We start from the raw sequence: 14,815 nt of genomic DNA, 5'->3' as shown, positions 1-14,815 counted from the left end.
ACACCAGTTTTATTCCGGCATCAGTTTTCATATCGCCTTGTGCTTTGCCGTTCCACCAATGTCACCGGAAGCACGATCGTCATTCCTTCTTCAATCCCTTCCTTCAACTCTCGAAGTTTCATAACCGCCAGTTCTGCCCTCTTCTTCCCATCCTGCTTCACAGTGGTAAGAGCCGGCAATACTTTCCCGCAGATTGGTGTATCATCGAATCCTGCAATGGAGATATCCTCCGGAATCCGAATCCCTTGCCCTTGCAGGAAATGCATCAGATCAATTGCATAATAATCCGAAACCGCGAAGATTGCCGTATATTCTTTCAAATGTTCCAGATTCTCCTGATAAAAACGCAGACGTTCCCTATGATCCATTGGTACTTGCATAAAATCTATCCCACTTCCGTTAAACCCTTCGCAGAATCCCTGATACCGCTCTAAATCCATACAAATCTGATTATCAGACACACATAACACTCTCTGATGCCCTAATCTTCTAAAATACTCTCCCACCTGGAGGCCACCGCTATAATGATCTATCGTCAGATTGCAGATTCTTCTTGGCTCCTCAAAATATCCATCATATACCACGAATGGAATTCGAATAGAATCTCTTAATTTCTGATAATCCTGCTCGCAGAACCCAATAACCACCATCCCCTCCAGATTCCACATGGAGGCAAATCTTGCGATCTCATCCCACTTCGTTGTCGTCTTAACCATCATAAAATAGCCGGCTTCTTCAATCTCTGCAGACAGATAATTTAAAGAAGAGGCAATAAATGCATCCTCCAGAACATGGGATTCATACTTCTCATGGTTATTCACCACAACTCCAATAATCCGGGAATCATTCTGCGCCAGCAGGATGCCCGCCATGCTGGGGATATACTCCCGTTCTTCTAAGAGTTCCTGTACGCGGCGTACCGTCTCATCGGAGATCTTCTTTGTCTTGCCGTGGATAACGTTGGATACGGTTGCCGTACTGACACCTAGTTCGTCTGCAATATCTACAATTCTGGTTCGTTTTGGGTTCATAATTCTCTAACATCCTCTCTCCAAATAACAACTACTTTTTCTAACCCTCTCTTTCTAGAATAGAGACGTCGAAAAAACGGGCTTTTAAAAAAACGGAGTTAGTCTAACTCCGTTTTTTCCTAGTCTTTTATATGTAAGAATAATCTAATGATTCAATAGAACATTTACCGGCTCCGCTTCTTTTTCAAAACACCGCCAACTATTACCGCTGCTCCTATTACAGTAACACCATATAACAGCCCCATAGAATCATCACCGGTTTTTACGCCGCTCGTCTTCTTATTTTGTATCTGCGCAGGCTTCGTTGTATCTGCTGGCTTCGTTGTATCTGACGGTTTCATCGGTTCTTCCGGCACAGACGGCTTGTCCGGTTCTGACGGATCTTCCGGATCTTTTACCGGGATAACTTCACGATAACTGTCTCCACAGATAGCACAAGTATACTCTTTATATCCCGGCTCTTTTCCTGCTTCTACAGTTTCTGTAAGTTCATATTCACAATTCAGAGCGGTTCCCAACACTTCACCGCAATCGCCACAAACCAGATCATGTGTATGCGTACCTTCTCCATTGCTTACCCCGCCAAGTGTCTCATGCTGATGCAAGTACATAGCATCAGCACTTCCCCAGCCACCATCTGCTATCTTAATCGTAACACGAAGCATTACTTCCGTATCCTTATCCAATACAAAAGTTACATAAGGAGTTTGGAACTTATCCGGTTCCATTGTATATCCGGTCAGAACAGCCGGTTCTCCTGTAAACAGGACATTTCCGTCCTTATCTAGCACAGATACTGTCACTTCATCATTCACTGCTCCCATAGCAAGTGCTTCAAAAGTATAATATCCGGCGCTCAGAGCAATTGGCTCTTTATATGTAACAGCAGTCTCTGTCGCTGATGCAGAATACCAGTGAAGCGCCTTGCTTCCTTCCAGAACATCTTCAGTAGAAGCTGCTTTTACTCCCTTTCCATCAATAATAAATGGATCTGCTTTCTCGAATCCTGCCGCATCAGCATCCGTAATAAGGTTCCCTTCCAGAACGATTACCGTACACTCTACATCCACCTGTGTTGTTCCATCCGTACACTCCTGTGATAACGCTGCTACGCCGCGAACTGTATAGATGCCCGGCTTCATGATATTAATTGCAGCCACGTCCTCTTCATTCCATGTTACTTTTTCATTCATTGTGCCCACACTCGGCTTATTATAACTTACCGCCACAGTTTCAGGCAGAGTAACCGTTTCTCCTTTTGATACTTCTAATTCAGGAGATACCACACCACTTACAAACAATTCTTTAATAGTCGCACCAGTCTTAACATAATTCCATACATGCAGAGATGGAAGCGGATTCCCCTTCGCATCAAATAATGCCTGATTGTCCCACTCACTTCCGCCATAAGTACCTACAGAATTCGGGTCGTATTCCTGTGCATAACTGCTTGCCCATCCAGAACCATACTTCTCCCATATCTTCTGATTCTCTGCAATCTGTGCATTCAGTTCATCACCTTCCAGACCAGTAATATCACCTACCGTAATCCATGCCGGCTCCCAGTAATACACGCCAAGTCCACCTGCAGTGTTAACTGCATCAATAATATCGCGTACAGAAGCCGCCTGTCCTTGTGCAGAGATCTCATAGCCAGCTGCCGCACTGGATATACCATTTGCCTTTCCATCTGTATCCTCTGATGTATAGATGTAACTTGTCTCCGCTACCATTACTTCTTTTCCGTAGGTATCCTGAACAGCCTTCATCTGACTCTTCAGGTTTGACAATGTTCCGTGCCAGAATACATAATAAGAAGTTGCCATTACATCATAATCCACATGATATGTATCCAGATTCTTAGCCCATGTAGTCATTGCTCCCTTATTCGGGTTTGCTACATGAATTGCAACCTTTACAGCCTTCTCATCACCATATGTCTCTTTCGCAAATGTACGTACACCATTGCTGCCTGCTGTGAAAAGTTTACACATATTTTCTACGTTGTTCTCTCCGCAGACCGCACTGTTTGTCTCATTGCCAACCTGCACCATGCTGATCTTAGCACCGGTTGCAGCGATTGTTTTCAGGCTCTCATATGTATAATTACGGATTACTTCTTCTTTCTGTTCTACAGTATAACCCTTCCATGCTTTCGGCACAAGCTGTCTGCCTGGATCTGCCCAGAAATCAGAATAGTGGAAATCAATCAGCATATGAATGCCGGCTGCTGCACAGGCTTCACCAATTTTTGCTGCTGTATTCACATCACAGTTTCCTGCTCCATATCCATTGTCCTCTGCATCAAACGGGTCATTCCATACACGGACACGAACAGAATTAATACCACAGTCCTCTGCAAGGAACTTACAGAATTCTGTTACATCTTTCAATTCATTTCCATCGAAATCCTTGTAGATAACGCCGCTATTATACTGGGATACGATCGTTGAGATATCCACGCCCATGATGAAATCTTCAGACAGATTCTGTACTTTCTGCACTTCAATCTGTCCCGGAACTGAAGTATCCTCTTCATCTTCCTTCTCTTCCGGCCCAAGGACTACCAGATTATCCAGACTTCCCCAGAAACCGGCTGGTGTTGTTCCAGCAACGGTTACTACAACGGTAGTTGGTTCTGTCAATGTAAAGGTATTCGTTTTAAACGTAGACCAGTTATTATAATCACTAGTAGTCAAAACAGTTTTTTCAGTCAACGCTTTTCCGGCTTTATCCGCCACATACAAACTGAGACCTGTTTCACCATTTCCCCAGCCCTGCATATCAATACTTGCCTGATAAGTACCTGCTGCCAGATCTTCAATCTCATAGGATACATTCAGATCAGTAGTTTCTGTATCAGATACCCAAAGTTTCAAATAATGGCTTGTATTATTTGTCATCCACTGATCAGTCTCAATAATCAGATCTTCCGGTGTTGTTGTCCATCCCTCTTTGCCGTTTTCAAAATCTGCATTGTCCAGTTTCAGTGGAACTGTCGGTATCTCAATTGGTTCTTCTGCCTTTTTGACAGTAAAATCCGTATTCACCATTGCCAGACGTGAACTATCATTTTTCAGTTCTGCCGCAATACTGTATTTACCCTCTTCATCAAATTTAACATCCGTAGTAAATGAATAACCATTGACAGAGTCATAATTGATATAACTACATCCATTCTCCTTATATCCATCTGCCGTTGTCTTACCCGCGCTCCATACATCTGTCCAATACCAGAGATGAAGTCCGGCTTCTTCCAAATTCGTAATTTCTTCACCATTATAAGTAACTTTTGCAGTAAATGTAACGGTATCTCCCACGGTCGGTGATTCCGAACCTTCTACTGCCACCTTGAGCTGATAGCCTGCATTCTGATTCTCTTCTGCTGCATATGCTGCGGCAGGAAATACAGACATTACCAGCAGGATTGCCGCAACGACAGACAGCCATCGCTTTAGCATAGTTCTTGCTTGCTTTTTCATGAATTGATCCTCCTTCATTCTTTGTACATCCCGGGCAAATCTCACATCCTTGGCATATCCCTACATATATGGCCTAAAGTTACCCAAAATATACAATATATATTATCTTACCTTAGAATACTTTTATCTGTCAATTCACATAATTTCCAATTTCATCTTTAATTTTTTGTGACACTTTTCAATCCGTTATTGTTTTTTATGCGATACACACGATATGCACCGTCCCCTTCCAAATCCACTCCCCCTTTTACACACTTTTCACACTTCCCCCACATTTTACATATCGACTTTTATCAGGAGGAAACCACCCACCATGAACAACCAATACCTTTTTCAACGTGTCGAAAAAAAATATCACTTGGATCAGAAGCAATATGATGCCTTTCTAACCGCCATCCAGGATAAACTTCACCCGGATCAATACGGGCTTCATACCATACATAATCTCTACTACGACACCTCAGACTACGAACTGATCCGCAACTCCATCGAGAAACCAAAATACAAGGAAAAGTTCCGTGTGCGCGGCTACGGAACGATCACTGATGACAGCCCGGTATTCCTGGAGATTAAGAAGAAATACTGCGGGGTTGTATATAAACGCCGCACTTCCCTTCCAATGGCGCAGGCAAAGGTCTTCTTAGAAAACGGCACTCTGCCTGAACACAGCGACCAGATCATGCGTGAAATAGAGTATTTCATGCAATTCCATCATCCGGTGCCTCAGGTATATCTGGCTTATGACAGAACCGCATACGTAACCCCTGACGACTCCAACCTTCGCATTACCATAGACCGGAATATCCGCAGCCGCTATCACCGTCTGGAACTCGGATATGATGGAGAATGCCGGATACTGAATCCGGAAACATACCTGATGGAAATCAAAGTCCCGGCAGCATATCCCATATGGCTTGCAGATCTTCTATGCACACTTCAGATATACCCTATTTCCTTTTCAAAATATGGGAATGTATACTCTGACTCGGTAAAGCGCGGAGAACTGCATCCCTGGATTACGGATAACATCAGCAGCCCTATTCCTTCCACCCAGCAGCCGGATCTGCCATCAGATATCTATAATGCGAATAAAAAAGTAACAGATAAGGAGAAAGAGAATTCATGTTCACAAGTATACTCAACAGTGTAGAAGGTAACCTATCCATCCAGACTGCTATTATATGTACCGCAGTCTCTTTGCTCATGGGCATATTTATTGCAGTTATCTACATGCTGCAAGGAATTTACACGAAGAACTTCGTAATCACTCTTGCCATCCTCCCTGCCCTTGTACAGCTAGTCATTATGCTGGTGAATGGCAATGTAGGCACCAGCGTAGCGGTCTTAGGAACTTTCAGCCTCATCCGTTTCCGTTCCGTACCGGGAAGTTCCAGAGATATTACCAGCATCTTTTTCTCTATGGCAGTAGGACTTGCAACGGGAATGGGATTTCTTTCTTTTGCCGTAGTCATGACACTCCTGATTGGTGCCGTATTTCTCATTCTTGGAAAAACTTCTTTTGGCGATACGAAGAATACGGAAAAAGATCTGCGGATCACGATTGCAGAGAATCTGGATTATACTGAGATCTTCGAAGATATTTTCCAAAAATACACTTCTAAATGTAGCCTGCGGCAGGTAAAGACAACCAACCTTGGAAGCATGTACGAACTAGATTACCATATCACGCTAAAAGACATCCGACAGGAAAAAGAGATGATTGACGCCATTCGCTGCCGAAACGGCAATCTTACCATCGTCTGCGGACGCCGCCAGACAATACAGGAGGAATTATAAAGATATGAACAGGAAGAAAAAATTAATATTAACAAGCGTTATACTCCTGACACTATCCTTAATGGGATGCAGCAATAACACTTCCGATCGTAACAATATTGCTTCTGACAATACTTCTGATGCTACAAACCATGCGACAAAAAGTACGGTAACTCTAACCGAAGGAAAATACAGCGAAGAGAAACTAGACGCTTCTTGGGATGAAGCATCCTCCAGCACACTAACCTTCGATAACAATACCATTTCTTCAGATGATACTAATATTCAAATAGAAGAAAATACTGCAACCATTACTCAAACTGGAACCTATATCCTTACCGGAACGCTCACAGATGGGCAGATTATTGTTGATGCTCCGGATAAAAGTACTGTAAAACTGGTGCTTAACAATGCTATACTTTCCAGCAGCACCTCTTCTCCCATCTATATTAAGAGCGGAGATACTATTATCACACTGGCTGACGACACAGATAATAGCGTATCGGATGCCACAGAGTATGTATATGACAGTGATGCTGAAGATGAGCCAGATGCCGCTATCTTCGCTAAAGACGACCTGACCTTCAACGGAACCGGGAATCTTACAGTAACCGGGAATTATAATCACGCTATCCAAAGCAAAGATGCTCTGAAGTTCGTTTCCGGGACATATTCTATCACCTCAGCTGGAGATGGTGTCGTTGGCAAGGACAGCGTCTCTATAAAGGATGGCAATTATACAATTGAAGCCGGGGAAGACGGGATTAAGTCAACTAATATTGATGAAACGGACAAAGGCTATGTCATAATTGAAAACGGAGATTTCCAGATTACGGCTGCCAATGATGGAATACAAGCAGAGACTCTTCTGCTGATCAATGACGGGGAATTTAATATCCAGACCGGAGGAGGTTCCAGCAATGCTGCATCTAAAAATGATATGAGGGGAGGCGGGCAGATAATGGAAAAATCTCCGAATGGCGGTGGTATGCCACAAGGGGAAGCACCTGATGACGGTAATCTGCCGCAAAGGGAAATCCCCGATGACAGCGAACTACCAGAAGGAGGAATTTCCGTTGACAGTAATCTGCCAGAAGGGGCCGATCCCGGTAATAACAACATGCCAGAGGGAACAGCAACTGTTGATAATATGCCAAAAGGAAAGGCACCCGATGGTGGTAAAGCACCGCGAGACCAGGATTTCTCCGGAAAAGATATGCCACAAGGTGATGTCCCAGACAATGCAGATACTAACAAAGATAATATTGCTGAAGGCACAGATGACTCAACAGAAAGTGACAGTACCAAAGCATTGAAATCTTATGTGGAACTTACCATCAAAGACGGTATCTACTCCATTGATTCCTGTGACGATGCTCTCCAAAGCAATCAGAACGTTACCATCGATGGCGGAACTTTCAGTATTACAAGCGGAGACGATGGTATTCATGCAGATGCTTTGCTTACAATTAATGACGGCTCTATTGATATTCAGCAGAGTTATGAAGGAATCGAAGGATTTGACATAGTAATCGATGATGGAAATATTAACATCATTGCAAGTGATGACGGCATCAATGCAGCCGGAGATGATGACAGCGCATCTAATCCGGAAGATGATACTACTTCTGATACGGAAACTACGGAACGTCCGGAAAACACAGGCAATAAGGATTTCAAAAATGGTATGCACGGCGGCATGGCAGGCGAAGATCAGGGAGCCGCCCTGACGATCAACGGCGGCACTCTCTGTGTAAATGCAGAAGGTGATGGTCTGGATGCTAATGGCAGTATCTTAATCACGGGTGGTACTTCCATCATCCATGGACCTTCTAACAGCGGCAACGGAACACTTGACTACGTAGCTGGATGCCAGATTACTGGCGGTACTCTCCTCGCTGTCGGAAGTTCCGGAATGGCACAGAATCCAGATGAATCTTCCACGCAGCCTGTCATTGTCCAGAACATACAGTCGACGATTGAAGCCGGTACTACGATTGCCGTAAGAGACTCTGACGGAACTGTCATCGCAGACATACTGACAGAAAAAAATATTCAGTGGTATGCAATCTCGTCACCAGAGTTACAACAAGGCGACAGTTACACAATATGTATTGGAGATGATGAAACGACCATAACATTAGACTCTATCATTACACAGATACAATAGTTTCTCTTTAAACCGTTCCCTGCCTGCTTCATATAGAAAGCCTTGGATAGGGAGCGGTTTATATTTTTTCATCTGGAACTTGACTGCTTTTCCAATGACTTAATATATCTTCTGATGTATGTATTTCTCCCTAGATAACTGTTTTTAACTTACCCAATATCGACCGGCTGACAACTTCGGCATACTGTCCCGGGGATTCCTCCATTCCGTTCCTGATCCATCGATATAAAAGACTAAGAAATCCTCCTGCCGAATAATCTGCGAAATATTCCATCCCTGAATCCAATCTGAGTTCGCTATCACCGATACGTTCTCTGACAACCTCAATGGAGGTACTGCTAACTCTATCATACAACAGGTAATCCAATTTATGATGATGCAGCAATAAAAGAAAATCCCGATACTGATACCAAAAGGTAAAATAATCTTCCGCAATCTGCCTGATATCATATCTTTCCAAAACCGTACTTTTCCTTCGATATTCCTGACATATCCGATCAAGATAAAAGGTAATGACATCTTCTTTACAATCATACAGGCGGTAAAAAGTTCGTCTTGCCACATCTGCCCTCGCTACAATCTCCATGACCGTAATCTGTGCATACCCCTTTTCTTTCATTAAAGCAAATAAAGCCTCTTCTATCATCCGTCTCGACTGTTCCTTTTGCCTTTGATGACCATCCATCTTCTTACATTTCCTTTCTGATATCTCTCATATGTCCGCCATATATCTGTCATGTATCTACCACATATTTCTCATGCATCTGCTGTATATGCAGCCAAAAAATGGCGCAAATCCCCAGTATTGTAGCACTTTCTTTCTGAATCTTGATTTTTCATCATAATCAGTATACTATAATCGCAGAAAAGACACAACTGTAACACTTTTTTCATCCACCTACAGGATCTGCCACTGGCAGTTCCCTTCGGATGTTTTGGAAACTCAATATTCAAAAAAGGAGATAACCTATGAACCAGACGATTGTCATATACGAATCAAAATACGGATTTACTGAACGCTATGCGAACTGGATCGCCAAGACCCTATCCTGCCCAATGATAGAAAAAAAGAATTTCCACGCCAAAGATTTTGCCAATTACGATACTATCATCTATGGAGGAGGGCTCTATGCCGGAGGTATAAGCGGCATCAAACTTCTGACACAGAATTTCCCCCAAATCCGCAGCAAGAATATCATCCTGTTCACCTGCGGACTTGCCAATCCAGATGATCCAGCCAATGTAAGCCATATCCGGGAATCATTAAAAAAAGTATTGACACCCGAGATGCTAGATATCTTCCACATCTTTCATCTCCGGGGTGGTATCGATTACTCCAGACTAAACCTTGTTCACAGATCCATGATGGCAATGCTGGCCAGAATGTTATCCAAGAAATCACCTGAAGACCTACGGGAAGAAGATCAACTGCTACTTGAAACCTATGGAAAAACTATTGATTTTACCAATCAGGATACCATCCAGCCACTGATTGACTATGCATTGGGGACAGGGCAAATTGAAAAAGGGACACGGTAAATCGAATCTGGGACGGGGGAAATTGAAAAAACCCCCGTCCCCTCCTAATCACACACTTGATATTTCAAATCATAAATGTTATAGTTTAACCAAAGCAATATTATAGTTCTATTTACAATAATTATAATTCAAAAAGGTGTGTAATTATGTCATTTCAGGAAGAAAAGAGAGAAAGCATCAAACGCTACATGCTTGACAAACTCCGAAAGGATGATACCGGTTTCATCCAAAAGACAATGGAGAATTTCGGCATATCTATAACCACAGTAAAAAGATATATCAAAGAATGTGTTACCGATGAGATTCTAAAGGAAGATAAAGATACCAAAACAGGATATTCCATGATATCTGTTATGAAGGATTTTACCTATACACAGGATGGGAACTTATCCGAAGACAGAATATTCTATGAAGATATCCTGCCCCTCCTGCAATCAATGTCTAAAGGGGCCAGGAATATCTGGAGTTACGTATTTATGGAAATCATGAATAACGCAATTGAACATTCACAGGGGCAGAATATTTCCTGCCATATCATGCAGGACTATCTCTACACAGAAATATCTATTACTGACGATGGTATTGGAATATTTAACAATATCCAGAAAAATCTTAGTGAAAAACTCGGGACAAAAGCCTCTATTCAAGATGCGATTTTAGAACTCCATAAAGGGAAGTTCACAAGCAATCCCGCCTGCCATTCCGGTGAAGGAATCTTCTTTTCCTCCAAAATGATGCGGGAATTAGCCATCTGGTCGGATCAGGCTATCTATTCCTATGGATGCTATGAGAAGGAAAAACTTGTTCAATCGCATCTGATATCCTACTACACACGGCTTCAGAAGATAGGCACCCTGGTCGTTATGAAACTTGAGAATCAAACCACCCGTAAACCACAGGAGGTGTTCAATATGTATGCTCCAATTGACGAAGGATTCATCCATACGATTATTCCAATAAAAGAAGCATGTCCATACGGAGAGCCGATTGCCCGTTCCCAAGCAAGAAGAGTGTTATATCGGCTGGAGCAATTCAAAAAAGTGGAATTCGATTTCACTGAGGTCGAATTCATGGGACAGGGATTCGCAGATGAAGTATTCCGGGTATTCCAGAATCAGCATCCCGACATCGAATTACTGCCAATACATGCTAACCAGTCTGTACTGGGTATGATCAAACATGTTACAACCTGAAAAACATCAAAAAAAGGTAACAGTTCAGCCCGCGCCATTCGCAAAACGCATCTGCGATGCTTCTCCGCTGCTACGCAGCTCTTTTTGCTCATAAAATGGCGCTCTGCTCATAAGCCGGATTGTGTGTTCATTCATGCAAGCATGATTCGCCCACAATCCGGCTTATGGCTGAACTGTTACAAAAAAAGTTACGAAAAATCGAAAAATCCTAGTCAACTCCCACCCACTGTGCTATTATTTCTATAGATTCATTTTATACACATATGGGGAAAGGAGACTAAAAAAATGAACGAAAGAATTAACCGCGTATTAGGCAAGATGGAGAAAAAGGGACTGACACAGTTACTCGTATCAGATCCACTAAGTATCCGTTTCTTAACAGGAATCATGGTAAATCCTGGTGAGAGATTATATGCGCTGTTACTGAGAAGCAATGGAAAACATACTCTGTTCCTCAACTATCTGTATTATGTATCTGATACGGGATACGAAGAAGTATGGTTCAGTGATATGGATGACCAGATTGGTGTCCTGATGGAGCACATCGACACTGAGAGCACACTTGGCATTGACAAGACATGGCCGGCTCGTTTCTTAATTCCTCTTCAGGAGCGCTGTCCACAGATGAAGACAATTTGGGGATCTGACTGTGTGGATGATGTGCGTGCAGTAAAGAACGAAGAAGAGATCGCAATCATGAAAGAGGCTTCTGTAATTAACGATAACGTTATGGAGAAGGTTGCTGCTTTTATCAAAGAAGGCATGACAGAGAAGGAAATTGCAGATTTTATCGATGCAGAGTTCCTTGCAGCAGGTGCAAGCGGAGTAAGTTTTGATACCATCGTATGCTTTGGACCGAATGCCGCAGACCAGCATCATGAGCCAAGCGATACCAGAACTCTGAAAGCAGGAGAATGTGTACTGATCGATATGGGTTGTGTCTGGAAAGGATACTGCTCAGATATGACAAGAACCTTCTACTGCAAGAGCGCAGATGACGAGCAGACAGCAATCCATGATCTGGTTCGCACGGCAGTTGAGAAGGCTGAATCAGTGATTAAGCCAGGCGTACGCTTCTGTGACATTGATGCACAGGCAAGAGATCTGATTGACGAGGCTGGATACAGCGAATACTGGAAGATCCGTCTTGGACATTTCATTGGACAGGAAGATCACGAGTATGGTGATGTAAGCCCGATTAATAAGAATGTTGCAGAGCCAGGCATGATCTTCTCTATCGAGCCAGGTATCTACATCGAAGGAAAATACGGTGTTCGTATCGAGGATCTTGTACTTGTAACAGAAGATGGACATGAACTTCTGAATGCAGTTGATAAGAAATGGAGAATCGTAGGCTAATAATGTAAATAATATGCATACCTGAGGGAGTTGCTAATAGCAGCTCCCTCATTCTCGTAACTCCCCTTTCTTCAATCGGAATACCACATCAGCCTGTTTTGCCAGATCATTCGAATGCGTTACGATAACGACGCATTTGTTCATCAGATGTGCACACTCTTTCAAGATTCCCGTAATCTCTGCTGCTGTATCTTCATCAAGATTGCCTGTCGGCTCATCAGCGAGAATCACATCTGCGTCAGAAGCCAAAGCCCGGGCAATCGCCACGCGTTGCTGCTGCCCTCCGGAAAGTTTCAATACATTTCGCCTGCTTTCTTCCTCATTAAGTCCGACACGCCTAAGAATAGGAAGCGGCGGCAACTTAGAAGTCAAGGCAACATTTTCCTTCGGTGTCAGATAATCAATCAGGTTGTAACTTTGAAAAACAAATGCAACATGGTTCCTTCTGTGGTCGGCAAGCCCCAATTTCCCAATATCTTGTCCGTTGTAAAGAATCTGCCCCTCCGTCGGACTATCCAGACCGCCAAGTAAGGAAAGCAGTGTCGTCTTTCCACAGCCGGACGGACCAAGGATTGCATACATTTTCCCTGCTTCTAATTGAGAATCTACGTTCTTTAACACATATCGCTTATTGTCATAAGAGTAACTCATTTTACATATTTCCAGTCTGTTCATATATACCTCCATCAACTCATCTGTGCAAGTATCTCCCGTGGCTTCATTCTCAACACAGGCATTGCCGCTATCACAACCGAAAAACAGATGATCACAATTCCTGCACCATATAAGATGAGAATTACAAGCGGCTGAATCGTCACTTCAATCTTTGTCAGACTCCCCTGTCCCTCAAATTCAGGTGCGAAATCACCAGAACCTACAATCGTTGCCCCATCTACGTTGGCACCTGGAGTGCCGGAACCATTTTCTGCAGAAGCATCAACGGAGGTACCGGCAGAAATATTATCCATAGTATAATCCTGTAATTGATTACCAATCGTGTTCGCAACAGCACCACTTGTGAAGATTGACAATGAAAATGCCAATACCGCTATCACCAGGATCTCCGTCAGATACTGGCAGATAATATTCTTCTTTGAGAAACCAAGAGACAATAGGATACCACTTTCGTGCACACGCTCCTTAATCCTGCCGGACAGAATCAGATACAGGATAACTGCTCCCACGAAAAGCACCAGCACAATCAAAACAGATACCAGACGATTCATATTCATCAAATGCTTCATGACCGAATCTACATTATTACTGTCACACTGCACGATAAAGTCTGTCGGGTCAATATCCGGCAGAGCCTTTACCTGTTCCACAATCCTGTCAAGTTCCGCAGGATCATCTACATAGAAATGAATCTTCTCATACCCTTCATCCGGCGTATCAGGACGTACATAACGCACAACATTCATAGTCGTATAGAGGGAATTATCCATCGACCAGTTGGAAAGTGTTGCGGAACTTTTCGTCGTTGCGTGGAATAGACCAACAATCTCTACTTCCATCCTGGTCTCTTCCGGATTCACACCAACCATGGATGCCTTAAATTCAGACATATGAAGAAGGAGTTTGTCTCCCACACTCAGACCATTGAGTTCTGCCAGTTCTTTGCTGATCATAACTGCATTTTCATCTTCTGCGGTTACATGACGGCCCTCCACCAGTTCCAGATATCCGCCAGTAAAGTAACTGTCAAAGGCCGTATCCGTACTTGCATAAGTTGCAACCGTTGAATTGAAATCCCCATAACTGCCAAGCAGACCATTCATCCCATCATCACTATCAGATTCCAATAAGTCCAATGTATTACCCTCGGAATCTGCGGCAACCACATAGTTGGTAGCAGTGGCATTATATCCCCGGATACCATTTACCTTCTCCATAATAGTGTCTGCAACTTCTTCTGAAAGAGGTTCGCCTGTATACCATGACTGAGTGCCGTAGCTGCCGACTTCTTTCGATTCCCATTTACTGGAATCACTCGTGTTCTGCTCCATGGTAAATACACCGCCAAGCGCCTGCCGCACATTGAGCTGTGCTGTCTGCGTCGCATCTTTAATGGCAACACCGGAAAGTACCAATGTTGCAATCACAAGGAGCAGCAGAAATAGAAGGATCGACCTGCCACGCTTACGGGTGATATACGCCAGCGCACGATAAAATAATGACATAATAAAAACCATCCTTTCTTTTAATTTATTTTAGTATAAGAATGGATAGTTTTATTTTGATTTTGCTTGTATTTAGTTTTCACTT

11 protein-coding genes are annotated in these 14,815 nt (G+C 43.2%); 6 read left to right on the top strand and 5 right to left on the bottom strand.

The features are described 5' to 3' along the window. Nucleotides 1-20 precede the first annotated feature (20 nt). On the bottom strand, nucleotides 21-1,031 hold the full coding sequence (locus ACQRBN_RS05005) for a LacI family DNA-binding transcriptional regulator (RefSeq protein ID WP_427737883.1): 1,011 nt from the start codon (nucleotides 1,029-1,031) through the stop codon (nucleotides 21-23). A 164-nt stretch (nucleotides 1,032-1,195) separates the two neighbouring features. Next, on the bottom strand, nucleotides 1,196-4,513 hold the full coding sequence (locus ACQRBN_RS05000) for a glycosyl hydrolase 53 family protein (RefSeq protein WP_427737882.1): 3,318 nt from the start codon (nucleotides 4,511-4,513) through the stop codon (nucleotides 1,196-1,198). A gap of 313 nt (nucleotides 4,514-4,826) precedes the next feature. Here ACQRBN_RS05000 and ACQRBN_RS04995 point away from each other — a divergent pair, with 313 nt between their 5' ends. From ACQRBN_RS04995 to ACQRBN_RS04985, 3 genes are read left to right on the top strand one after another with little or no spacing between them, the layout of a single operon-like run. Further along, on the top strand, nucleotides 4,827-5,663 hold the full coding sequence (locus tag ACQRBN_RS04995; RefSeq protein ID WP_427737881.1) for a polyphosphate polymerase domain-containing protein: 837 nt from the start codon (nucleotides 4,827-4,829) through the stop codon (nucleotides 5,661-5,663). Then, nucleotides 5,636-6,310 (top strand): DUF4956 domain-containing protein, encoded by a 675-nt coding sequence (locus tag ACQRBN_RS04990; RefSeq protein WP_427737880.1) that lies wholly within the window; start codon nucleotides 5,636-5,638, stop codon nucleotides 6,308-6,310. Before ACQRBN_RS04995 ends, ACQRBN_RS04990 begins: the two co-directional genes overlap by 28 nt. 4 nt (nucleotides 6,311-6,314) lie before the next feature. Continuing rightward, on the top strand, nucleotides 6,315-8,459 hold the full coding sequence (locus tag ACQRBN_RS04985) for a carbohydrate-binding domain-containing protein (RefSeq protein ID WP_427737879.1): 2,145 nt from the start codon (nucleotides 6,315-6,317) through the stop codon (nucleotides 8,457-8,459). Between the two features lie 130 nt (nucleotides 8,460-8,589). On the opposite strand, the gene ACQRBN_RS04980 is transcribed toward ACQRBN_RS04985, so the two are convergent. After that, nucleotides 8,590-9,144, bottom strand: coding sequence for a TetR/AcrR family transcriptional regulator (locus tag ACQRBN_RS04980; protein ID WP_427737878.1), 555 nt, complete (start codon nucleotides 9,142-9,144; stop codon nucleotides 8,590-8,592). A gap of 284 nt (nucleotides 9,145-9,428) precedes the next feature. Between ACQRBN_RS04980 and ACQRBN_RS04975 the strand changes: the two genes are divergently transcribed. The 3 genes from ACQRBN_RS04975 (at nucleotide 9,429) to ACQRBN_RS04965 (ending at nucleotide 12,550) form a co-directional block, all read left to right on the top strand. Further along, nucleotides 9,429-9,998 carry a flavodoxin domain-containing protein gene (locus ACQRBN_RS04975; protein WP_427737877.1) on the top strand — a complete coding sequence of 190 codons (570 nt, stop codon included), beginning with the start codon at nucleotides 9,429-9,431 and terminating at the stop codon, nucleotides 9,996-9,998. A gap of 146 nt (nucleotides 9,999-10,144) precedes the next feature. After that, entirely contained in the window at nucleotides 10,145-11,191 is a 1,047-nt protein-coding gene (locus ACQRBN_RS04970; RefSeq protein ID WP_427737876.1) for an STAS-like domain-containing protein, read from the top strand. 285 nt (nucleotides 11,192-11,476) lie between these two features. Further along, complete coding sequence (locus ACQRBN_RS04965; protein ID WP_427737875.1) at nucleotides 11,477-12,550, top strand: M24 family metallopeptidase; 1,074 nt, start codon at nucleotides 11,477-11,479, stop codon at nucleotides 12,548-12,550. 48 nt (nucleotides 12,551-12,598) lie between these two features. Here the strand turns inward: ACQRBN_RS04965 and ACQRBN_RS04960 are convergent, their stop codons facing one another. Together ACQRBN_RS04960 and ACQRBN_RS04955 are read right to left on the bottom strand one after the other, a co-directional pair. Further along, nucleotides 12,599-13,225 (bottom strand): ATP-binding cassette domain-containing protein, encoded by a 627-nt coding sequence (locus tag ACQRBN_RS04960; RefSeq protein WP_427737874.1) that lies wholly within the window; start codon nucleotides 13,223-13,225, stop codon nucleotides 12,599-12,601. A gap of 11 nt (nucleotides 13,226-13,236) precedes the next feature. Then, nucleotides 13,237-14,730, bottom strand: coding sequence for an ABC transporter permease (locus ACQRBN_RS04955; protein WP_427737873.1), 1,494 nt, complete (start codon nucleotides 14,728-14,730; stop codon nucleotides 13,237-13,239). Between the last annotated feature and the right edge of the window lie 85 nt (nucleotides 14,731-14,815).

It is taken from the genome of Bariatricus sp. SGI.154 (genome assembly GCF_050313795.1).
Classification (GTDB): Bacteria; Bacillota; Clostridia; order Lachnospirales; family Lachnospiraceae; genus CAMBRQ01.
Note: the sequence above shows the minus strand (reverse complement) of the source record. Positions and strands in the feature narration are given on the sequence as shown.